Raw genomic sequence first — 21816 nt, forward strand, 5'->3', positions numbered from 1 at the left:
GTCACAAGGCCGATGCCGTGTAGACGACGGACGTGGCCGACTCGTCGCCCCAGGCCAGCTCCCGCAGCAGGGCCAGCGCGCCCTCCTCGCGGTCGATGAGGACCACACCGCGCCGGGCGTACTCGCGGGCCAGGTGCGGGGTGACCATGCCGCCGTGCACCGCGGACGGCGCCCACGGCCCCCAGTGCACGGTCAGCGCCCGCCGCCCGGTGCGCCGCGCCCACCGCTCGCCGAGGCCCGCGAGCGCGTCGTTGGCGGCGGCGTAGTCGCTCTGGCCCCGGTTGCCCAGGACGGCGGAGACGCTGCCGAACAGCACGGCCGTCCGCGGGCCCTGGGGCAGCTGGGACGCGGCGTCGAGCAGGGCGCGGGCGCCGTCCACCTTCGTCGCGTACACCCGCCGGAACGACTCGGGGTCCTTCTCCTCGATGAGCCGGTCCTCGATCACGCCCGCCGCGTACACCACCACGTCGATGCGCCCGTGCTCCGCCTGGATCTCCTTGACGGCCTGGGCCACGGCCGCGCCGTCACACATGTCGGCGACGCGGTACGCGGCGGGGCTGCCGAGCCGCCCCAACCGGTCGAGGGTGTGGGCGACTTCACGGCCCGCGAGGACGTTGGCGACCTCTCGCTCGATCGCGGCGGGAGCCAGCTCGCCCCGGGCGGCGAACAGCGCCCGCAGCGCGGGCGCGTCGGCGGCCCCCGTGAGCTCCGGTTCCTCGGGCCCGGCGGGCAGCGGGGTCCTGCCGAGGAGCTCGATCCGGCAGTGGGAGGCCGCCGCCAGCGCCATGGCGAAGTCCGCGGTGATCCCCCGTGCGCCTCCGGCGAGCGCGACGACACAGTCCCGGTCGAGCCCGATCGCCGCCGCTTCGGCGGCCCCGTCCCCGGCGGGCCCCGCGCCGGTACGCGCCAGGCCGCCGAGGCCGCGCTCCACGAGCGCGTACCCGTAGCGCCCGGCTTCGGTGCGCACGACGACGGGGGCGTGGTCCTCGGCGTACAGCTCGGCCAGCAAGAAGTCGGCCCGCCGTGCGGCGGTGGCCGCCGGGTCGAGGTCGACGACGCGGGCGGCGAGGTCGCCGTACTCCCGCCCGATGGTCCGGAACAGCCCGTGCAGCCCCGCCCCCGCGTCCTCTCCGGCGCCGGACACGGTCCTGCCGCAGATCAGCCAACGAGGTGCGAGGCGCAGGGCGGCCCGGAAGACCTCGAAGGCCCCGGGGAGCAGCGCCCCGCCGCCGTCGGACGGGGCTTCGGGGAGCACGGCTCCCAGGTGGAAGACCCCGTCGAGGGGGCCGTCGGTCGGGTCGAGCCTCCGATCGGTGTCGTACGCGAGGACGTCCGCTCCCCTGTCGACCAGCCGGGCCGCCAGCTCCTCGGCGGTCGCGCCGCCTCCGAGCAGGGCGAAGCGCCTGCCGTGGAGGTCGGGGTCCGGCGGTGCGGCGGGCACGTCGAGGGGCGTCTCCTCAAGGAGGAAGCGGCGCGGGGCGACGCCACGGACGGGTTCGGGTTCGGGTTCGGTGATCGCGGGCGCGGCGTCGGCCGGGGTCTCGTGCCCGGTGATCCACTCGGTGATCGCGGCGACCGTCCGGGCCCGGGACAGCTCCTCCATCTCGGCGTCGTCGAAGGTGCGGGTCCCCGCGAGGTGGCGGGCAAGCTCGCCGATGATCTCGGTGCGCTTGATGGAGTCGATGCTCAGGTCCGCTTCGAGGTCCAGATCGGGTTCGATCATGTCGGCCGGATAGCCGGTCCGTTCGCTGATGACGGTGAGCACGGCCTGCTCGATGTCGACCACGACCGGACGTGGGGCCTCGGCGACCGGAGCCTCCTCGGCCACGGCCGGTTGGGGAGCTGCTTCCGTGCGGGCGGGGAGAGGAGGCACCGGCGGCGGGGAGGCGGCGGCGCCCATGGCTCCCAAGTGCGTGAGCAGAACGTCCCGTTGGGCCGCCACGAGCTCGCGTGTCGTGCGCAGGTAGTCCGCGATGAGTTCTCGCTCGTCGTGCCGGGGGTCGCTGTCGCGCGTCACCGTGCTCGTCTCCAGACTGACCCGTCGGGCCGGTTTCAGTGCTCCGGGGAGCAGTTCGCCGGAGCGGGTGCGGACGAGTTGGCCGTCCACGGTCCAGCCGCTCGGCTCCGGCCGCGCCGGCACCGCGCCCCGGCCCTGGAGGAGCCGTTCGGCGCGTACCGGCACGCCCGCGACCGCGAGCCGCGCCAGAGACTCAAGGAGGCCGCGCAGCCCGGCGCCGGGGCGCGGCTCGCAGGCAACCGCCAGGTGTGGCCGGTCGCCCAGGATCTGGCCGACGAGGCCGGTCAGCACCGTGCCAGGGCCCGCCTCGACGAAGATCCGCGCCCCGGCCGCGTACATCGCCTCGACCTGTTCGGCGAAGCGCACCGGGGACCCGATCTGCGCGGCCAGTTCGGCTCGTACGCCATCGGGCCGGGCCGGATAGACGGCGGCCGTCCGGTTGGCCCAGACGGGGAACTCCGGCGCCCTGACCGTGTGCCGGGCCAGGACCGGGGCGAACCGCTCGCCCGCGCCCGCGACCAGCGGGCTGTGGAAGGCGCAGGCGACCGGGATGCGCCGCACGCCGTGTCCCGCGCCCCGGAGGTGCTCCATCGCCTCGTCGACCAGGACGGTGGGGCCGGAGACGATGGTCTGCCGGGGGCCGTTGCGGTTGGCGGCCACGACCCGGCCGCCGAGACCGGCCCCGGCGAGGACGCGCTCCACGTCGGCCGGGTCGGCCGTGACCGCGGCCATCGCGCCGGGGTCGTCGCCGAGCGAATCCAGGATCGACTCGGCCCGGTGGGCGCTCAGGTCGAGCAGCGCGTCCGGGGTCAGGGCTCCGGCGGCCGCCAGGGCCACCAGCTCCCCGTAGGAGTGCCCGCCCGCCATGTCGGGGCGTACGCCTGCCCACTCCAGTATCTGAGAGGTCGTCAGGCCGACTATTCCGAGGGCTGGTTGCGCCATGCGCGTGTCCTTCAGCGCCTCCTGCCGGCGTTCGGCCACACCCGAGTCGAAGGCTTCGGGCGGATAGAGCACGGGGGCGTACGCCCCGCCCTGCCGCACCAGGTGCGCGGCCTCCGGGAACGCGACGAGGAGCTCGGCGAGCATGCCGGGGCGCTGGCTGCCCTGACCGGGGAAGAGGAGGGCGACCTTGGGGTCGGTTCCGAGGCCGCCGGGATCGGGCCCGTCCGTATCGAGCCCGTCCGCCCCCGGCCCTCCGGCGCGGCTGCCCGACTCGGCCCCGTCCGTCGCGGGCTCCTCCGCCGCGTACACCCCCCGTCCCCGCTCCCCGTCCGGCGCCTTCCGCAGCAGGCCGCGCAGTTCGCCCACGCTCTGCGCGACGACCGCGATCCGCACCGGGCCCGGCCGGGTCGCGGCGCGCCGGGCCGCCACCAGCGCCGCGTCCCTCAGCCGCAGGCCCGCGCCCGGGCCGTCCAGCTCGCCAAGCAGCCACTGCGCCTCCCGCCCGGCCGCCGCGGCATCCGCGCCCCGGAACAGGAACAGCTCGGCCGACCACGCCTCGTACCCCTGGACCGGTGGCGCGCCCGCGTCGTGGGCGGTGAGCACCGCGTGGAAGTTGGTGCCGCCGAAGCCGAACGCGCTGACCCCGGCGATCCGTTCGGCCACCGGGGCCGCCCACGGCCGGGCCTCGGCGTGGAAGGCGAAGGGACTGGTGGCGGGGTCCCAGGCGGCGTTCGGCTCCTTGAGGTGGAGCGTGGGCGGCGTGATCCCGGTGTGCAGGGCCATCGCCGCCTTGATCAGGCCCGCCAGGCCCGCCGCGCACTTGGTGTGGCCCAGCTGGGACTTGACGGAGCCGAGGGCGCAGCCGCCCGGCGCCGCGCCCGACTCGGTGAACACGGCTGTCAGCGTGGCCAGTTCGGTGCGGTCGCCGACCACGGTCCCGGTGCCGTGCGCCTCGACCAGGCCGACCCGGGCGGGCGACACCCCGGCCGCCCGGTAGGCCCGTTCCAGCGCGGCCCGCTGGCCCTCGGGCCGGGGCGCTGTGAGCCCGAGGGAGCGGCCGTCGCTAGCGCTGCCGATGCCCTTGACCACGGCGTACACCCGGTCGCCGTCCCGCTCGGCGTCGGCCAGGCGCTTCAGCGCGACGCAGGCCACGCCCTCGCCGAGCACGGTGCCGTCGGCGGAGGCGTCGAACGTACGGGAGCGGCCGGTCGGGGACAGCGCGCGGACGGAGGAGAAGAGCAGGTAGTCGTTGATCCCGTTGTGCAGGTCGGCGCCGCCGCACAGCACCAATTCGCTGCTGCCGGAGACGAGTTCCTTGCAGGCCACGTCCAGCGCGGCGAGCGAGGAGGCGCAGGCCGCGTCGACGGTGTAGTTGGCGCCGCCGAGGTCGAGGCGGTTGGCGATCCGGCCCGCGATCACATTGGCGAGCATGCCGGGGAAGGAGTCCTCGGTGAGCTTGGGCAGTTGCTCCTCGACGGCGGGCGGTATCTCCCCCAGGTAGGCGGGCAGGACCGTGCGCAGGGTGGTCGCGCCGGAAAGGTCGCTGCCGGACTCCGCGCCGAAGACCACGGACGTACGGGAGCGGTCGAAGGGCCGCTCGCCGTACCCGGCGTCCTCCAGGGCGCGCCGGGCCGCTTCGAGGGCGAGGAGTTGTACGGGTTCGATGCTGCCGAGCGAGGCGGGCGGGATGCCGTACGCGAACGGGTCGAAGGGGATCGGCGGCAGAAAGCCTCCCCACCGCGACGCGGTCGTGCCGGCGCGCTCACCCGTGGCGTCGTGGTAGACCTCCGGGTCCCAGCGGTCGGCGGGGACTTCGGTGACCGCGTCGACGCCGCCGACGACGTTCGCCCAGTACGTCGCCAGGTCGGGGGCCTGGGGAAACATGCAGGCCATGCCGACGACGGCGATGTCGAGCGGCTGCGCGGCAGGCTCCTCGACGGCGTCCTCGACGGCGCCCAGTGCCTCGGCCAGCTCGGCCGCCCGCCGCTCGGCGAAGGCGGCGGCGCCCCGGCTCACCGCGTCGTGCAGTGCGCCGACGGTCGTGGCCGCCGAGCGCAGCACGGCCACCTCCCCGGCCATGAACATCCCGGCGTCGAGCTGGCGTTGCTCGGAGACGGCTCGCAGCTCGTCGCCCTCCCGCTCCACCCCTTTGCTGGCGATCCGCAACCGCCCTATGTTCAGTCGCTCCAGTTCCTCCCAGGCCCGGCGGTCGGGGGTGCCGTCGGCGTCCAGACGCGCGCGGGCGGCGGCATAGTCGGCCGTGTACGGGCTTGCGACGCAGCGAGTGGCGTGGCCCGGGGCGCTCTCCAGGAGCGCGGTGGCCCCGGCCGCGATCACCTGGCGCTGGAAGACCGGCTGGATCGCGCCGCACTCGACCGCCTCGGCCGTGAAGAGGTAGGCGGTGCCCATCAGGACGCCGACCGCGACGCCGCGTGCGGCGAGCGGCGCGGTGAGCACGGCGGCCATGGCCGAGGAGCGCTCGTCGTGGATGCCGCCCGCCAGCAGCACCTGGAAGTCGCCCGCGGTGCCGGGTGCGCGAGCCACGTACTCCTCGACCACCGCCAACTGCGCCTCCCACAGCGGAAAGCTGTTGCGCGGTCCGACATGTCCGCCGCATTCGGCGCCTTCGAAGACAAATTTGCGCATGCCCATGTCAATGAACTGTTTGAGCAGCGTGACCGACGGCACGTGCAGGAACGTCTTGATGCCGGCCGCCTCCAGGTCGGCCGCCTGGGAGGGGCGACCCCCGGCGATGATCGCGTGCGTGGGCCGGACCGCCCGTACGGCCGCCAGTTGTTCGGCCCTGATCCTGCTGTCCGTGAAGCCGAGGATGCCCACGCCCCAGGGCCGATCGCCCAGTTCGTCGCGGGTCTCTTCGAGCAGGGCGCGGCTCCGCTCACCGTCGGACAGGGCGAGCGCCAGCATCGGCAGCGCCCCTTCGCGCGCCACGGCCGCCGCGAAGCCCGCCCGGTCGCTGACCCGGGTCATCGGGCCCTGCACGAGGGGCAGGCGGGTGCCCAGGGCGTCCGCCATCGCGGAGCCCGCCGCCAGGGTCCGTGCCACGGCCGGGTCGCCCACGGCGGCGATAATCGCCTCCCGCACCCCGCGCACGGCACCGGCCACGGTGCCCCACCGCTCGGCGAACCGGGCGGCGAGGAACCCGTCCTGGCCTACGGGGAGTTGGAGTCCCATGCGGGCGTTCCGCAGCGCCCGGACTCCGTCGACGACACTCGTCTCGGACCCGTCCATCGTGCGCAGCGCGGCCGCCGCCTCGTCCGCGATCCCGGACTCCGCGAGCAGGGCGAGCTGGGTGTCGAGGACGACCCCGGCCGCGCCGCCGACCACGGCCGCCGCCGCCGTGCGCGGGCCGATGCCCCCGCAGGCCCACACGGGCAGGCCGTACGCCGGGTCGGCCAGCAGCGCCTGGAGGAGGACGAACGTGCCCAGATCGCCGCCGCGACCCCCGCACTCGCTGCCGCGCGCCACGAGCCCGTGCGCGCCGTCAGCCGCCGCCCGGCGCGCCTCCTCACGGCCTCCGACCTCCACCAACACCCGGCATTCATCGGCCAGTTGGCGGACCTTCCAGTCGGTGTCGGCGGCGAGCAGCACCACGGGCGGGAGGGTGCCGCCGCACCCCTCCGCGACCTCCTCGGGCGTCAGTGCGCAGGACGGCCCGACGCGGACGGCGAACGCGCCCGCCGTCCAGCGCCGTACCCGCGCCAGCGCCTCTCTCGCACGGCGGTCGCCCGCCCCGAGATCCAGTACGCCGAGTCCGCCGGCCCGGTGGACCGCGGCGACCGAACGCGGGTCGGGCAGGCCTAACGGGCTCAATCCGATGACAAGTTCAGGGTTCGGCGCTACGGGCGTCATGAACACTCCGAATCAGACCGATGAAGCCGCGAGGGGGGTTGGCGGCAGCGGTGAGCCCCGGGGCATCGGGGAGCGGCGGGCCCGCCGGACGACCGGGGGCGGACCGTCCGACGGCGCCGGACCGCGGGTGGAGCTCGTGCCACTGCCTGGAGGTGCGCTGATACGGGGACTTGCGCTGCCGATACAGGGAGGTGCGCTGATACGGGGACGTGCGCTGGTGCCGGAACTCGTACCGCTGCCGGAAGTCATGGTGGCGCGGGGTCGCGCGGGGGCCGACCTTACCGATCGCGAGGAGCGGCTGCCAGGGTGCCTTGCGCCCCGCCGCCCCCGGTCGTCCCGGCTTCCCCATCGACTCCTCACCTTCCCTGACGTTCCGTCATATCTGACGTGCCGTCATATTGCAATCGTTTCCGCGCCGTCGGTGGCCGGGCGCCCGGTCGGCATCGAGGACGAGGTAGGTCAAGACCTGGGGCCGCCCAAGGCCGGAGCGACCATCAGGGTCCAGCTCTGGCCCGGCGCTGCCGCGTCGGGTTGACCGAGGACGACGGAAGAGGTGGGCGCGGGCTGCGGGGCGTCCAATGCCAGGCCGGTCGCCACGCTGGTGATGGTCAGTTGGCCGGTGGCGGCGTTCTGGATCACTCGCCATTTCTGGTACGGGCTGTTCGGGTCGTAGCCGTTCAGCACCCAGGCTCGTCCGCCGGCCGAGGCCGGACCGGTGAGCGTGCCGTGGACCTGCGCACCGGTGGCGCAGTTGTCGGTGATGTGTACTGTGCCGTCGGGGTTGGGGTCGAACCGCCACTGCTCCGAAGTGTGGGAATTCCACCAGGTGTTGATGTCGCCGGACGCCCCGTCCGGCGCGCTGCAGGTGCCCTGGACCTCCAGGACCTGACCGCCGGTTCCGCCGGCGCTGATGGCGTGATACCGGCCGTCCCCGATCACTGCCGCCGGGCCGGTGGTCGGCAGCGGCCTGAGCCGGTACAGGGCAACGCCGTGCGGGGCGACCGGAGCACTGATCGTCCCCGTGACGTTGCCGGTGGCGCCGGTCCACAGCTCTTTGGAGGAGTAGCCGGGGCCGGTGAGGCCGAGTGCGCTCAGGCTGGTCGAAATGGTCTGCGTGCTGGACGGATCCTGGTTGACCAGCAGCACGGCCGTGTCACCGTTGGCCAGGGGCCGCTTGAGGACGAGCGGTGCGGTGCTGCTGCCCGGCGGATCACCGACCAGGGTGGCGGGCTTGGCACCGTCCTGGTCCACGGCGACGACGTCGGCGTTCTTGTAGATCGCCAACGCCGAGTCGCTGATGCCGGTGGACCACGTGACGCCGTCGCTCGTGTGCTGGGAGTCGGCCGAGGTGCGCAGGTCCGCGCCGGAGATCAGCGGGGAGGCCATCATCGACAAAATGGACAGCTCGCTGCGCGACTCGGTGTCGGACATGGGCTTGTGGCAGAGGCAGGTGTCGGTGACGCCGTACAGGCCGTAGGGACTCTGCCAGCCGGCGAACATCATGTCCATGTCGTTCCAGCTTCCGGGCCTGACGTTGCCCGGGTAGCGCAGGGCGGTCCCCAACTGACCGTTGTACAGGACGCCTTCCAGGTCGGGGCCGCGGTCGCCGCCGATCCTGCACAGGTTCGCCACCTGCCCGCACCACACGCCGGTCGGGGCGTACCCCGGGGCCTGGCGCGCGGGTGTGCCCGCCGCGACGACCACCGGGTCGGTACGGGCCGGGTCGTCCGGTGCCAGCAGGTACGGCACACCGGTGTGCACGGGCTGCGCCGACACGCTGAGCACCACACGAGGGCGCCCCCGGGCGGCGGACGCGGCGTCGAGCGCCCGCTGGAAGTCCTGGACCCGGGCGTAGATGGACCGCGTCAGTTCCCTGCCCTCGCCCTGGGTGTAGTAGTTGTAGCCGTCCGGGCCGACGATCTGCGGGCCGTACGGACAGTCGTCGTACTTCACGAAGTCCACGCCCCACGCGACGAAGTCGGCGGCGTCGGCCGACTCGTGCCCGAGGCTTCCCGGGTGCCCCTGGCACGTGGTGTAGGTATCCGTGGCGTACAGGCCGAACTTCATGCCCTTGCCGTGGGCGTACCAGCTCAGGTACTCGATGCCGTTGAGGGTCCTGCCGTTGACGGTCCGGGAGGGGAAGTGGTTCGGATCCGGGATCAAGTGGCCCGTGGTCAGGTCGAATCCGGTCCCGTCGGTCCCGCTCGTGGGGTTGCGGTTGGCGTCGTAGAGCTGCATGGCGCCATAGGAGTTCTTGACCAGGTCGGCGCTCTGGCCGTCGCGATGGTTGAGCGACCAGCCGTCGTCGATGGTGACGGTGTCGTAGCCCGCCGCGACCAGGCCCTTCGAGGCCATGAAGTCGATGGTCTGGACGACTTGGTCCTGGGTCACCGCGGTGCCCAGGGTGTTCCAGGAGTTCCATCCCATCGGAGGGGTGGAGGCAACTCCGTTGTCCAGAGCGGCCGCCGGGGACGACATGGCGACCGCGGCCGTGAGGCCTGATGCCGCCAGCGACAGCGCCGTGAGGGCACGAAGCGTGGTGCGGGGCCGGAAGCCGGAGCGGGATCGGAGCCGGAAGCGGGAGCGGGGCATCGCTAAACGCATGAAGGCACTCCAAGTGCGCGACTGAAGGAACGAGGGGGTGCGTTTGGTTCTGTTGAATCCATCCCCAGAGGTCGACGATTGAGGGAATCTTCAAACAGAAAGCAACGCATGATAGCCAGTCAGAAAAGCAGTCCTCAAGGCTTCGCGCAGGATCAGCTCCTCACGCTCAACGCCGAAAACCCAAGGAAAAATCGGATCGCCGACCCTCTTGACATCTCTGTGCAATGGCACTGTGATATGTCACATCACTGTTGAGCGTGTTGGATTCTGATGGTTTGACGGGCCCTTGGATACCGCACGCTCAAGTCGGCGCCAAGGCGCGTCGCATCGTTCAAATCGTCGCCGGGTCGTCGAACACCGCGCCCAGCGCGAGATGCGCGCCGCCACGGGCCGCCGCCGCGAACCCCAGCGTGGAGAGCCGGACTTCGCAGCCGCCCGCGTTCGGGGCCATGACCCGCTCGTGCACCACCTCGCGGACCCGCTCGATCATGAGGTCTCCGATGTGCGTGAAGTAGCCACCGAGGACCACTACGCGGGGGTTGAGCACGTCGGCCAGCAGCGCTACGCCCAGACCCAGATCGTCCGCGACCCGGGCCATCGCGGCGCGGGTGCGCGGGTCGCCGTCGTGAGCGCGGGTGCGCAGCAGGGCGAAGCGGTCCTTGAGTTCCACGGCCGGGTCGTGCAGCGCGTCGCCCTCGTCGGCGGCGAGCCGCAGGATGGCGTCGAGCCCGACCATCGTCTCCCAGCAGCCGCGCCGTCCGCAGGCACAGGGTCGGCGCTCCGGGTCGAGCGGCATGCGGCCGACCTCGCCGGCGAACCCGGCGGCCCCGCGCAGCAGTCGGCCGGCGCTGATGACGCCCGCGCCGATGCCGCGCTCTCCCGTGACGCACACCATGTCGTGCACGTCCGTGCCGCGCGCCAGTGCGTACTCGGCGAGCGCGGCGAGCTTGGCGTCGCTGTCCAGGGCCAGGCGCGGTGGGGGGCGCGGCGAGCCGGGCCCGCAGTCCGTCGGTGACGGCGACGTCGCACCAGCCGATGGCCGGGGCGTACCGGGTGGTGCCGGTCGCCGCGTCGACGACGCCCGGTACGGCGACCGTGATCCCCACTGGGCGAACTCCGCTCTGTTGAACGGCGGTTCGGCAGGCGTCGATCTCGCGGGCGGTCAGGTCGAGCACGGCCTCGGGGCCGGCCGCGCCGACCGGGACGGTGACCCGGCGCTCGTGGAGCGGTTCGCCGTCCAGGGCGAGCGCCAGGACCTGGACGTAACTGGTACTGATCTCCACGCCGACCCCGCAGACGGCATGACCGTCGAGGTGGACCAGGGTGCCGGGGCGCCCGCGGGCTCCAGCTACGCGCAGCCCAACTACTGTGACCTGATCGGCGTCTGGTGGATCCGGACACCGGCGACTGGTACGGCCTGGTGCACAACGAGTTCACCCCGAGCCCGTTCGGCGACGGCCTGCACTACGACGCGATCGACTACGCGGTCTCCAAGGACCAGGGCCACACCTGGGACATCCAGAGCCACGTCCTGACCTCGCCGTACAGCACGAAGCGCGGCGACACGACGGCGTTCGCGCACGAGACGTACGACTACGGCAACGGCGACCCGCGCCTGTTCGTGGACACCGCCTCCGGCTACTTCTACGTCTACTACAACTCGCGGGTGATCCCGAAGGGCGGTGTCCCGGCCCGGTGGACGCGTTGGCGATGCGGTAGGAGCCGTCACCGTTCGGGCTGAACACCCACTTGGCCCCGGCCCGGGCGTGGACCGACATCACCGGCAGCAAGGTCGGCGCCGCACGGACCGCCGCCGAGCAAACGCTCACGTTCACGTTCACGGCGGTGGCGAGGTCCAGGCGGTGAGGCCGTTCCCCACCGGCCCGGCCTCGTATGCTCCTGCCGTTGCGGACCGAACCGGACCGTCCTGGTCCGGTTCGGTCCGCCCGGCAGGTCCGTGCGACGGGTCCGTGGGACCGCGTCCTGATCAGGCGGCTTCGGGCCCTGTCGCCTTGATGATCGCGAACACCCCGCCCTGCGGGTCCTGCACGACGGCCATGCGGCCAGCCATCATGTCGAACGGCGGCTTGAGGACGGTGCCACCCGCCCTGATCAGCGCATCGACTGTGCTGTCGGTGTCGTCGACCGCGAAGTACGTCAGCCAGTGCGAGGGCGTGCCCGGCGGCAGGCCGTCGATGCCGGAGAGTGCCTGCATGCCGCCGACGGTCCGGCCGTCCACGTTGAGCGCGAAGTAGCCGTCCGCTTCCTCCATCGCGGCGGCTGTGATGCCCAGCGTCTTGGAGTAGTAGGACGAGGCGGCGTCCGTGTCGCTGGTGTTGAGCTCGTTCCAGATGATGGCGCCGGGCTCGTTGACGATGCCCGCACCGGGGAAGTCCTTGGCCTGCCAGAGGCCGAAGACGGCGCCCGTCGGGTCGCTCGCGACAGCCATCCGGCCGAGCGTCATGACGTCCATGCCCGGCACCATCACCTGGCCGCCGTTGCTCGCGCTCTTCTTCTCCGTGGCGTCGAGGTCGGCGGTGGCGAGGTAGGTCGTCCACACCGTCGGGGGCATCGGGTCGGGCGTGCTGCCGTCCGGATTCATCGCGGCCATGATCCCGGCGACCGGTTGGCCGTTCAACGAACAGAGCGCGTAGCCGCCGGTTTCGGGCGGCCCCACCTCTCCCTGCCAGCCGAACAGATCCCGGTAGAAGTCGAGAGCCGCCTGCTGATCGGGAACCATCAAATCGACCCAGCAAGGGGTACCGGGCGCGTACGGACCACTGACTTTGGGCATGAGCAGCCTCCGTGGACTGACTGGGCGGGTCCCGGAGCGGCGTACGCAGAGAAGGCCGGCCCATGGTCTGACTGTGGATGTGACCTCACATCCACTCAACCATTGGTCGGCGTGGGGTGCACGGTCACGGGTGGCCGTCAGGTGCGGCATCGTCAACCGTGGACGGGCGGGCGGTCCGGGTCGGGCCGCCGCGAGGAGAACTCCGGGGCCTGGACCCTTCCGGTGTTGCTTCGGATCGGCGGTGCGGACTTCCGTCCGCACCGCACGATCACGCAACTCCAGCGGATGTTTCCTGTGGGCAGCCATGGCCGCGACGCTCATCATGCACCGATGGGCCGTCGTAGGTGCTCGCCCGAGGCCAGAGACTCAACTCCCTGGCCAGGTGCGATGCGGCAGCCACAGGACTTCGCAGCAACCCCGGGTCAGAGGGCGCTGTTGTTGCAGCCCATGCTCGAACCCATGTGGGTGTTCTGCGCACCCGGGTTGCCCTCGCCGTTGAGCGCGTTGCCCAGCAGACCGTTGAGGATGCCGACCTGGCCGAGGACGTCGACGTTCAGGTCGTGCGACTTACAGTTGCTGCTCTGCCCGATAGCGAACTGGTCGCCGCCCTTCCCGCCGTCGTGCGCCTGCGCCGTGCCCGCGGCCAGCATTGCGAAGCTGCCCAGGGCAGCGACCAGGACGGCCGCCTTGCGATCTCCAATGGAGTGACGTGGATACGATCCGTGGCAGATCGATTCCTTACGGTCACGAAAATTAATATTAAAGATCCCCAAACCGCCCGATGGCGCGCCGGAATCCGCCGACCTTGTTCCGGAACCACCCTGAAGTCGTAACGCGTGCGAGCGGCCCCCTCCCCGTGCTACATGGCGTCGGGCCCGGCGAACGCTCGTCGGCCGTGCACGAGTAGCTCACGTACCGCTGGGCCGTGCGTGCCCTTCCAGATCAGGGCGAGCAACGCCGGTGTTTCTACGTCATCGATGGTGCGTGCGGTGAGGCGGTCGCGGTGGCTCGCGGCCATCGAGTTGCTGAGGACGGCGACGCCGAGCCCGCGGGCGGCGAGGTCGGCGATGGCGTCCGCGGCGCTGGCCTGCAGCGCGATCGCGGGGTGGAGGTTCTGCGCGGCGCAGGCACGGTCGAACACCGTACGCAGGCCGGTGCCTGGTGGCATGCACACGATCGGGTGGGCGACCAGGTCGCGCAGCGTGACCCGCCGCTGTTCGGCCAAGGGGTGCCCGGCCGGAACCGCTACGACGAGCCGCTCGCTGATGATTGTCAGCGCGTCCAGCCCGTCGGGGGTGGCGGTCGCGGTCCCGATGAGAGCCACATCGATGGTGCCGGCGCGCACCCCCTCGACGAGCCGGTCGGAGCCGTCCTCCAGCAGGGAGATCTCTACACGGGGATGCGCCTGGTGGAACGCGGAGAGAGCGTCGAAGAGCGGCGTGAGAGTGCAGCCGATGACCATCCCGACCGTGAGCCGACCCCGGATCAGATCGGTGACCTCGTCCACCGCCTGGCCGACCGCGCCGGCTGCGGCGAGCGCCGCGCGGGCGTGTTCGAGCGCGGCCTTTCCCGCGACAGTGAGGGTGACGGTGCGCCCGGACCGGTCGAAGAGCTCGGCGCCGAGTTCACGTTCCAGCTGTCGGATCTGGGCGCTGACGCCGGACTGGCTGATGTGCACCCGCTCGGCCGCCCGCGTGAAGTTCTGCTCTTCGGCGACCGCAACGAAGTATTCCAACTGCCTCAGATCCATGAATGGTGATTCTACTTTTCAGAAGAACCATCTGTTGGACTTCTGATGAGCCGGCGACCAGGCTGGGAGTCACAGCAGCCCGATGCAGGAGAAGAGGCAAGGAACCATGTCGGAATACGAGAAGGCCATGCGCCCCGAAGACATCACGCGCTTGTTCGTCGAGCGGTCCAACGCCGGTGATGCGGCCGGGGTCGCCGCGCTCTACGAAGAGAACGCGGTGATGGCCTACCCGCCCGGCAGCGAGACCGTGGGCCGGGAGGCGATCCGTGCGCTGTGGGAGAAGGTGCTGGCCAACCGTCCCCGCTTCGAGCCGGAACAGCCGCTGCCGACGCTGATCAGCGGAGACATCGCCCTCACCTCGACCCCGCCGAAGGACGGGACCGGAGCCCGGGCGCAGGTCGTCCGGCGCCAGCCCGACGGAAGCTGGCTGCGCCTGCTCGACCAGCCCGAGTTCGTCCCACCCACCCGCTGATCCAGCCGGGCCTGGCAGGGCAACGCCGGTCATTGACCAGGAGGCGTCGGCGGCGGGCACCGTGAGCCCCGCCTGCCGATGTGATCAGGCGACCAGTTCACTGATCTCGAAGAGGTGCCCGTCGGGGTCTCGGAAGAACGCCCGGATCTCGTAACCCCGATCCACCGGCGGAGTCAGGAAATCCGCCCCCCGCGTCCGCAGGGTTTCGTACGCGCCACGGCAGTCACGTACCCGAAAGATCAGTTCAGCGCTGACCTGGTCGGCGTCCGCGGGCGGCGCCATGGTCACGGTGGGCTTGTCCTCGGTCGGGCCGCCACCCTCGACCAGGAGCATCCACGCTCCCAGCATGCTGAGCACGCACGCGGACTCGTACTCGCGGTCGACGCGCGCCCCCAGCACCTGCTCGTACCACCGTCGCGAGGCCGCGACGTCGGAAACGACGAGCAGCCGGGTCATCTCCATGTCCTCGGCCGGAAACACGTTCATGGGATGGCGCCTCCTCGCGACGGGTCCCACCGCTCGGGGGGGGGCCGTTCCCTCCCATACTCGGGCCTTGCGCCCGTCGCGCCACCGGAGCAGCATGCCCTCGCCGAGTCGCCGGTGGTACGGGGACGAGCCACCATGGGCAGGGCGGCCCTCGCATGCCACCGTCGTCCCCTTTCGACACGTGGAGGTCCGATCCCATGACCACAGACACCGCGCACGGGGCAGGCCACGATCTTGTGAGAGTGCTCGTCTTCGGGGCGTCGATGCGTGCCGATTCCCTGAACGGCCGTCTTGCCTCGCTGGTCGCCAGGCTGGTGGAACGCGCAGGCGCGACAGTCGACCTGGCCCATATGCGGGAGTTCTCCATGCCGGTCTACGACGGGGACGTCGAATCGGCCGAGGGACTGCCGCCCGGCGCGCTGGCCCTGCACGAGCGCCTGAAGGTATGCGACGCGTTCGTGATCTCCGCTCCCGAGTACAACGCATCGGTGCCTGGAGTGCTGAAGAACGCCGTCGACTGGGTGTCGCGCGTCAAGCCTCAGCCGTTCAAGGACAAGCACGCGCTTCTCGTTTCGGCCTCGCCCTCCATGGTCGGAGGCAACCGCGGGCTGTGGGCACTCCGGGTCCCGTTGGAACACCTGGGCACCCGCGTGTATCCGGACATGTTCAGTCTCGCCAAGGCGCACGAAGGCTTCACCGAGAGCGGTGACTTGGCCGACTCGGGACTCCAGGAGCGTCTGGCGGACGCGGCGGCCTCCTTCCTGCGGCTGGTGGAGGCCGACACCCGTTACGTCTGTCTGCGCCGCCGCTGGTACGAATTCCTGGGCGACGGTACGGACGCGCCCGTCACGCAGCGCGCGCAGGACTGATCGCCTTCCACGGCCCCGCACCCCGGCCCGGTCACGTTGTCACCGTCACGGTGCCGTGCATGAAGGGGTGGATCGTGCACAGGTTGATGGAAACGGAGCCGGCGGCAAAAGGGCTCTTGCCGCCGGCTCCGGTCTGCCGGGAACCTCTCTCCGCAGGTGCGCCGGCGCCGGGCATCGCAGAGTGCCCGGCCGGCGCGGACGCGCTCCCACCTCCCAGCCCACGCCGGCTTGTCCGGCGTACGGGATTCGGTGTGCGCATCTGATTCCCCCGTGTTCGGCCCGCCCCTGCGGCGAACCCGGCAGGCCCCCCGTTGTGCGGGCCTCACCCTTGAATAGGAGGCGGGGTTACACCTGATGGCGGCGGCACGTACACCTGGACCTGTCCATCCGCCTCACGCACCGCGATCCGTGGCAACGCCGCGAGGTGGATGGGGAGTTGGTGGTGCAGGACTTCGCCGGTGACCGCAAAGGCGGAGTTGTGGCACGGGCAGTCGAGCTGCCGGGCCGCTCGGTCCAGAACGAGCGCACAGCCTTGATGGGTGCACACCCCGGAGACGGCTCGCAACCGGGCGCCGTCACGCGAAACGAAGCCGGACACGGCCCCGGTCGCGAAGCCGCGCACCGCACCGCTGGGAAGGTCGGCGCCGGCGGCGACCGTCCGCCACTCCCCTCGATTCGGCTGGAGCGTCGCGGACGCCGAACCACCTTGCTCCGTCGGGCCCGTGGCACCACCGTCGAGCGATCGCCCCACCACCACACCAACGGCCGACGCGGCCACAAGCGCTCCACCCTGCACGACACGCCGACGGGTACTGCCCGGCCGCCGCTCCGACACGGGACGAGCCCCCGGCTCCCCCTCGGCCATCTCTCGGGCAAGTCGGGCATGCAGCGCGCTGACGAACTCCTCGCGCGGTACGTCGCTCCCCGGCCGGGCCGCCCTCAGGGTGATGGCCGCGCGCAGCACCTCGGTGTCCTGCGGCCGGGTCCGGAATGGCCGCGGCCGGCCCGACCGCAGCAACGCTTCGACGTAGCGCCACAACGCGTCAGAGCTCATCGCCCTCGCCCTCCTGCCCCACGGCCGGTGCCGGGCCACGGGCCGCGTGGCGCAGTGCCCGGTGCTGGAGCACCTTCGCGTTGGTCACTGACACTCCGAGTTCGGCGGCCGCCTCCTTCACCGATCGTGCTTCCAGGAAGCGGAGTTCGAGGATGCGCCGATACCGCTCCGGAAGAGCATCGAGTATCGCCCGGGCCCGCTGCGGCGCGTCCGACACCTGGTCGGAAGGCTCGCGTGCCGCGAGCTCGTCCAGGTGGTCCGCTGCCAGCGTCGTCACCTCGTGCCCCAGCACGCGCCGCCAGTGCGCGGCAAGAACCGTGCGGGCGGTGGCCAGTAAGTAGGCGCGCACCTCAGGCACGGTGGCCGTGGTGCGCAGGGGGCCGAGCGCGGCGAGAAACACCTCCGTGGTCAGGTCCTCGGCGTCCATTCTGTTGCCGACCCTGGAGAACATCACCCGGAACACCAGGCTCACGTTGTCCCGGTAGACCGATTCCCAGTCCGCGTACACCTCACCGCGCACGAGCCGCAGCCGCTGCGCATCCGCGTCGGCGGCCGGCCCGTCCCGGTCCCGCGGGCGCGCCTGGACGTCCCGGCCGCCAGGTTCGCGCCCGCGTAGCTTCGGTCGGCGAATCGCCATGCCTCACCATCCCGGCCCACCGCTCCCCCAAAGGCAACGGCCTTCCCCCACAAGGAGATAGCAGAGAGGGTTACACCGTGGGGCGGGTCAGAACAGCTCGTAACGGACCGGATCGTCGGGGAGCGTGACGTGGAAGCCTCCCATCACCAGGCGGGCCACCATCAGGAGTCCGCCGAACGCCGCGACACAGGCCAGGCCGTACCCCGCCATGTGGTCCGCGGCGCTGATCGCCCCGCTGCGCGACCGGACGATGACGTACGCGGCGCCGCCCGCCGTGAGCAGCATCGCCATGCGCTGCACGACGCACAACGGGCAGGGCAGGTCGCCGTTGAAGATCTGGAAGCACAGGCTGGTGAGCAGGATCGCGCAGTAGGCGAGCACGAAGAGGTGGGCGAGGAGGTAGCCGAGCCGTTGGGTGGTCATTGCGCCGGCCGCTCCCCGCTCAGTAGTGGACCTGCCATGCGGCATCCCGGTGAACCGCGCGGGCTGCCTCGCCGCCGCGTGACGGCGTGACGCGATTCAAGCCAATTTGAGGTTTATTTGAGGTCGGACTTAGGTGCCATATGCAATTAAAATACTTCCAAGAGTGCGCCCAGATCAGTAGGTTTTAAGTCAAAGCCAGCTGCCACTTTCCAACGGCCATGAGCTTGATGCAAGATGCACGTGCTGACGAAATGCCTCTCTTCGAGAGGGCGGAAACCGCGCCACGCTCCCCCACCGAAGTATTCACCCACAAGCCGATGGAGCGCTTCCATGCCCATGGGATCGACTGCGTTCATCTGACACTTCACGGGTGGCGAGCCGCCTTTTCAACCCAGCACCGACTTCCCCGGAGGATGGGGCGGCCGGCGCCTGGGTGTCCGGACGATTCCTACCCAGCCCATTCCAGCATCGCGACCAACCCTAGAGGGGCAGAACATGAAGGTGACGATTTCGCCGCGCTTCTCCGAAGTCGACGTACTCGGCCATGTCACCAACTCCGCAGTGCCGGTCTGGTTCGAACATGGCCGGTTGCCAATTTTTCGACTGTTCAGCAAAGAACCGAACATGCGCGACCTCGCGCTCATCCTGCGCCGGTACGAGATCGACTTCACCCGACAGATCTTGGCGTCCGTCGACGTCGTCATCGAGACGAAGGTGACGAAGATCGGCAACACCTCGATCACCATCGAGCAGCTCGCCACGCAGAACGGCGCGGAAGTCGCCAGCGGAACTTGCATCATGATCCACTTCGACTACGAAAGGGAAGCCACCACCAGCGTCCCAGATCATCTGCGAGCCGAATTGAGCGCGCTGTAGCGCAGGAACCAATTCGCCAATCGAGATTGGACCACTATCGTGAGCGTTTCACCCAACCCACTAATTGACCTTGACTCGCCAGAATTCCTTGACAATTTTCGGCGCGGTATCGACGAGTTCGACAGTGCACGACTTCCGCAGGAGCCGCTGTCCCGGGAAGGTCTGCGGAAGCTGATCGACTTAGGCATCTACCTGCCGGCCATCCCTCGCGAATACGGCGGCAGGGAGAGCCACCGGGAGATGTGCGAGGTCATCGAAATCATGTCCGAGCGCAATCTGCCGCTTGGCATGTACACGATGATCGTGACTGTCCTGTTCCTCCGCAACGTTTCGGCCAGCGGTGACGACCTCCTGAAGAAGGAGGTCTTCGACGATTTCGCCAACAACCCCGTCATCGGCGGTCTCGCTTTCACCGAACCGACCAGTGGTTCGAACCTCGCGCGCATGGAGACCACGTACCACGACGACGGTGACGAGTACCGGATCACCGGGACCAAGCACTGGCAGGCGTTCAGCGAGCAGGCGGACTGGTGGATCATCTGCGCCAAGCATCCGGAGCGCAAGGAGTTCGCCTACTTCGCCCACAAACGATCAGACGGCGGATTCGTGACCACCGAGGTCTACGACAGCCTGGGGCTGAAGAACCTCGGATACGGACTGAATACCCTGGACCTGCGCGTGCCTCGCCACTACAGGCTGACCAAGACCAGGGAACGCCTGGGCGACGCCGCCGAGATCCTGTGTGCGTCCCGGTTCAGCAAGGCCGCCATGGGCAGCGGATTCCTGCGCCGGTTGCACACTGAGGCCCTGCGCCAGGTCAGTACGAGGAAGATCGGTGCCGGCACGCTGCACGACATCGACTACGTGCGGTACAAAGTCAATCGCATCAAGCAGAACTACGTCGTGTGCAATGCACTGTACCGGCAGCTGATGCTGGCGGAGAATTACCTTGCCGACATGGAAAACAGCATGTTCGCCTCACTTGCGACCAAGGTGCTGGCTTCCGAGAGCATGCTGGAATCGGCCATCGACTACCAGCAGCTGTGCGGCGGCGACGGATATCGGACGGGCGCGCCGGACAACATCGCCGCGTACGCCCTGCTCGACGCGCGCGTCTACACCGTTTTCGACGGAACGAACGACCTGCTGTGCCAGCATCTGGCCAATCTGTTCCTGCACCAGTTCCAGCGGTCCGGGCTCCGATCCCCGCTGGAGTTCATCGGCCAGTTCGCATATCTGGAAGACGCGTTCCTCCACCTCACCGACATCAATATCAGCTACATCGCCGACGCGTCCTCCCAGGACAAGGTCGTGATCCTGGGCCGCATCCTGTCCAGGATGTACGGAATCAGTGCGCTGCAGAAGTCATCCCAATCGGCCGCGCCCAATGCGCGACTCGCCGTGGACAGCGCCGACTACCCGAAGGCGATCGCGGTGCTGAAGAACGAGATCGTCGGTCTGGTCAACGAGTACGAGCTGGCCGGCCGCCTTGCCGAAACCCAGGCGGCGTCGGGTGAGGTTCGCTCGCGTGCCAGCATGATCGCTGCCGGCTCCAAGGGTGGAATGCACCAGTGACGGGCGAGAACAAGAATCTCAGGGTTTCGCTCATCGCGTTAGTATTCGTCATCATCTACGGATCTGGATTTGTGGGCGGCCGATATGGCTTGCCCTATGCGGAGCCCTTCTACTACCTGGCTATCCGGTTCGGCGCGACCGCGGTCATCCTGTTTACCCTCATCATATTCCTCAAGGTCAGCTGGCCAAGGTCTGGTTATGTCCACCTCATCCTCAGCGGCATTCTGCTGCAGGGCGTGTTCTCCGTCGGCGTGTTCTACGCGCTCTACCACGGAATGACCCCCGCGGTCTCGGCGCTGATCATCGCGCTGCAGCCAATTCTGGTGTGGCTGATGGTCTCCGTGGTGACCGCGAGAAAGGTCCGGCTTCTTTCAGTGCTGGCCCTGATCGGCGGGCTGGCCGGTGTCGCCATCACGGTGTACCGGGGCCTGGAGTCGTCATCCGGGCTTACTCCGACCAATGTCGCCTTTGGTTTCCTCGGCCTGCTGGGCTTGTCCACCGGGCAGTTCTACTACCAAATGAAGAACCCCGGCGCACACCTGTTGATCAATGGATTCGTCCAGTCCGGCTCGTCGGCCGTTGTCATGCTCGTCGGTGCACTGATCTTCGAGCGGGGCGTCATACGGTGGACACCGCAACTGCTCCTTTCGGAACTGTGGATGTCGGTCGGCGTGTCGATCGGTGCGCTCAGCTTGCTCTTCGTCTTGATGCGTTCGGAGAGCGCGGACCGGGTGGCGTCGTACTTCTACGGCGTACCGATCTCCGCGGGGCTGATCGCCTGGCCGGTACTGGGCCAGCGCCCGACCATGTCGGAGATCATCGGGTTCGCGGTCATCGTGGTCTCGATCGCCGTCTTCAACCGCAGCAGCAGACCAGCGAGCGGCAAGGACGCTCCCGTGGTGCCGGTGGACAACTCCGTGGCGGTGACGGACCGCCCCTGAGTTCAGGCGCGCTCCCGGGGTCTACACGTGCCAGCCGCGAGACCCCGAACCCGCAACCGGCGCCGCGGTTCCGGTTCCGGTTCCGGCGAGAGCTCCACCCGCAACGGTCCTGCCATGACAACCCCCTCCGGCAGGACACAGCACCATCCGCATCAAACTTCACCAAGATTGCTCAGGAGGGTCGGGGACTGGATACGGGGCGGAAGCCACCGCGCCAGTCCACGGCCCTGCGAGGCGACGGTGGTCGGCTCCGCGAGCAGGTCCTCGACGATCCCCAGCCGGGTGCCGGGAAAGCGTTCGTCAACGTCCCCTCCCAGCAGGCGATCCGCGCCTTCGGCAACAGCAGCGCCTACGGCGTGTGCGAAGCCGAGCTCGTCCACGCGGCGCGCAGCGCCTTTTTGTCGACCTTGCCGACCTTGGTTGTCGGCAGCTGGGACAGCAGCACGGTCTTCCGGGGCTTGTAGAGCTCTCCCAGTTCGGCGGTCACCGCCGCGCCGACCTCGTCG

At 70.1% G+C, this 21816-nt stretch carries 17 protein-coding genes; 6 read left to right on the plus strand and 11 right to left on the minus strand.

Annotated features, from left to right (window positions below; genetic code table 11):
• Window position 1: 1 nt before the first annotated feature.
• The 3 genes from ADK54_RS11045 to ADK54_RS11055 all read right to left on the minus strand — a co-directional run bounded on the left by ADK54_RS11045 (window position 2) and on the right by ADK54_RS11055 (window position 10403).
• A complete protein-coding gene (locus tag ADK54_RS11045; protein ID WP_053725388.1) occupies window positions 2–6829 on the minus strand; it encodes a type I polyketide synthase in 6828 nt (2275 codons plus the stop codon).
• Between the two features lie 459 nt (window positions 6830–7288).
• Window positions 7289–9433, minus strand: coding sequence for an alpha-galactosidase (locus tag ADK54_RS11050; protein WP_078966289.1), 2145 nt, complete (start codon window positions 9431–9433; stop codon window positions 7289–7291).
• A 331-nt stretch (window positions 9434–9764) separates the two neighbouring features.
• A complete protein-coding gene (locus ADK54_RS11055; protein WP_078966290.1) occupies window positions 9765–10403 on the minus strand; it encodes an ROK family protein in 639 nt (212 codons plus the stop codon).
• 417 nt (window positions 10404–10820) lie between these two features.
• On the opposite strand from ADK54_RS11055, the gene ADK54_RS11060 reads away from it, so the two are divergent.
• Window positions 10821–11174 (plus strand): hypothetical protein, encoded by a 354-nt coding sequence (locus ADK54_RS11060; RefSeq protein WP_053725391.1) that lies wholly within the window; start codon window positions 10821–10823, stop codon window positions 11172–11174.
• Between the two features lie 246 nt (window positions 11175–11420).
• Here the strand turns inward: ADK54_RS11060 and ADK54_RS11065 are convergent, their stop codons facing one another.
• The 3 genes from ADK54_RS11065 to ADK54_RS11075 form a co-directional block, all read right to left on the minus strand.
• On the minus strand, window positions 11421–12227 hold the full coding sequence (locus ADK54_RS11065; RefSeq protein WP_053725392.1) for a VOC family protein: 807 nt from the start codon (window positions 12225–12227) through the stop codon (window positions 11421–11423).
• Window positions 12228–12649: 422 nt separating this feature from the next.
• A complete protein-coding gene (locus ADK54_RS11070; RefSeq protein ID WP_053725393.1) occupies window positions 12650–12877 on the minus strand; it encodes a hypothetical protein in 228 nt (75 codons plus the stop codon).
• A gap of 209 nt (window positions 12878–13086) precedes the next feature.
• Window positions 13087–13977, minus strand: a complete 891-nt coding sequence (locus ADK54_RS11075; protein WP_053725394.1) for a LysR family transcriptional regulator — start codon at window positions 13975–13977, stop codon at window positions 13087–13089.
• Window positions 13978–14083: 106 nt separating this feature from the next.
• Here ADK54_RS11075 and ADK54_RS11080 point away from each other — a divergent pair, with 106 nt between their 5' ends.
• A complete protein-coding gene (locus ADK54_RS11080; protein WP_053725395.1) occupies window positions 14084–14449 on the plus strand; it encodes a YybH family protein in 366 nt (121 codons plus the stop codon).
• An 84-nt stretch (window positions 14450–14533) separates the two neighbouring features.
• Here the strand turns inward: ADK54_RS11080 and ADK54_RS11085 are convergent, their stop codons facing one another.
• Window positions 14534–14935, minus strand: a complete 402-nt coding sequence (locus ADK54_RS11085; protein WP_053725396.1) for a VOC family protein — start codon at window positions 14933–14935, stop codon at window positions 14534–14536.
• A 197-nt stretch (window positions 14936–15132) separates the two neighbouring features.
• On the opposite strand from ADK54_RS11085, the gene ADK54_RS11090 reads away from it, so the two are divergent.
• The gene (locus ADK54_RS11090) at window positions 15133–15804 is read left to right on the plus strand and encodes an NADPH-dependent FMN reductase (RefSeq protein WP_053725397.1); all 672 of its coding nucleotides are present in this window, start codon (window positions 15133–15135) and stop codon (window positions 15802–15804) included.
• A 322-nt stretch (window positions 15805–16126) separates the two neighbouring features.
• Here ADK54_RS11090 and ADK54_RS11095 read toward each other — a convergent pair whose 3' ends face one another.
• From ADK54_RS11095 to ADK54_RS11105, 3 genes are all read right to left on the minus strand, one after another.
• A complete protein-coding gene (locus ADK54_RS11095; protein WP_053725398.1) occupies window positions 16127–16858 on the minus strand; it encodes a ubiquinol-cytochrome c reductase iron-sulfur subunit in 732 nt (243 codons plus the stop codon).
• Entirely contained in the window at window positions 16848–17495 is a 648-nt protein-coding gene (locus tag ADK54_RS11100; protein WP_078966291.1) for an RNA polymerase sigma factor, read from the minus strand. Before ADK54_RS11100 ends, ADK54_RS11095 begins: the two co-directional genes overlap by 11 nt.
• 87 nt (window positions 17496–17582) lie before the next feature.
• Window positions 17583–17918 (minus strand): disulfide bond formation protein B, encoded by a 336-nt coding sequence (locus tag ADK54_RS11105; protein WP_053725399.1) that lies wholly within the window; start codon window positions 17916–17918, stop codon window positions 17583–17585.
• 495 nt (window positions 17919–18413) lie between these two features.
• On the opposite strand from ADK54_RS11105, the gene ADK54_RS11110 reads away from it, so the two are divergent.
• Genes ADK54_RS11110 through ADK54_RS11120 form a run of 3 tightly spaced genes read left to right on the plus strand, consistent with a single transcriptional unit; the run spans window position 18414 to window position 21310 of the window.
• Window positions 18414–18794, plus strand: coding sequence for an acyl-CoA thioesterase (locus tag ADK54_RS11110; RefSeq protein WP_053725400.1), 381 nt, complete (start codon window positions 18414–18416; stop codon window positions 18792–18794).
• Window positions 18795–18833: 39 nt separating this feature from the next.
• On the plus strand, window positions 18834–20369 hold the full coding sequence (locus ADK54_RS11115) for an acyl-CoA dehydrogenase family protein (RefSeq protein WP_107090507.1): 1536 nt from the start codon (window positions 18834–18836) through the stop codon (window positions 20367–20369).
• Window positions 20366–21310, plus strand: coding sequence for a DMT family transporter (locus ADK54_RS11120; RefSeq protein ID WP_053725402.1), 945 nt, complete (start codon window positions 20366–20368; stop codon window positions 21308–21310). Before ADK54_RS11115 ends, ADK54_RS11120 begins: the two co-directional genes overlap by 4 nt.
• A 152-nt stretch (window positions 21311–21462) precedes the next feature.
• Here the strand turns inward: ADK54_RS11120 and ADK54_RS45865 are convergent, their stop codons facing one another.
• A complete protein-coding gene (locus ADK54_RS45865) occupies window positions 21463–21690 on the minus strand; it encodes a hypothetical protein (protein ID WP_159047728.1) in 228 nt (75 codons plus the stop codon).
• Window positions 21691–21816: the final 126 nt, after the last annotated feature.

This window comes from Streptomyces sp. WM6378, assembly GCF_001279695.1.
Classification (GTDB): Bacteria; Actinomycetota; Actinomycetes; order Streptomycetales; family Streptomycetaceae; genus Streptomyces.

What these genes read in the sequence shown, in the direction of transcription:
- ADK54_RS11045 (WP_053725388.1), bottom strand. Translation starts at nt 6,829, where the DNA reads ATGACGCCCGTAGCGCCGAACCCTGAACTTGTCATCGGATTGAGCCCG.
- ADK54_RS11110 (WP_053725400.1), top strand. Translation starts at nt 18,414, where the DNA reads ATGAAGGTGACGATTTCGCCGCGCTTCTCCGAAGTCGACGTACTCGGC.
- ADK54_RS11100 (WP_078966291.1), bottom strand. Translation starts at nt 17,495, where the DNA reads ATGGCGATTCGCCGACCGAAGCTACGCGGGCGCGAACCTGGCGGCCGG.
- ADK54_RS11050 (WP_078966289.1), bottom strand. Translation starts at nt 9,433, where the DNA reads ATGCGTTTAGCGATGCCCCGCTCCCGCTTCCGGCTCCGATCCCGCTCC.
- ADK54_RS11080 (WP_053725395.1), top strand. Translation starts at nt 14,084, where the DNA reads ATGTCGGAATACGAGAAGGCCATGCGCCCCGAAGACATCACGCGCTTG.
- ADK54_RS11090 (WP_053725397.1), top strand. Translation starts at nt 15,133, where the DNA reads ATGACCACAGACACCGCGCACGGGGCAGGCCACGATCTTGTGAGAGTG.
- ADK54_RS11105 (WP_053725399.1), bottom strand. Translation starts at nt 17,918, where the DNA reads ATGACCACCCAACGGCTCGGCTACCTCCTCGCCCACCTCTTCGTGCTC.
- ADK54_RS11065 (WP_053725392.1), bottom strand. Translation starts at nt 12,227, where the DNA reads ATGCCCAAAGTCAGTGGTCCGTACGCGCCCGGTACCCCTTGCTGGGTC.
- ADK54_RS11075 (WP_053725394.1), bottom strand. Translation starts at nt 13,977, where the DNA reads ATGGATCTGAGGCAGTTGGAATACTTCGTTGCGGTCGCCGAAGAGCAG.
- ADK54_RS11085 (WP_053725396.1), bottom strand. Translation starts at nt 14,935, where the DNA reads ATGAACGTGTTTCCGGCCGAGGACATGGAGATGACCCGGCTGCTCGTC.
- ADK54_RS11070 (WP_053725393.1), bottom strand. Translation starts at nt 12,877, where the DNA reads ATGCTGGCCGCGGGCACGGCGCAGGCGCACGACGGCGGGAAGGGCGGC.
- ADK54_RS11095 (WP_053725398.1), bottom strand. Translation starts at nt 16,858, where the DNA reads ATGAGCTCTGACGCGTTGTGGCGCTACGTCGAAGCGTTGCTGCGGTCG.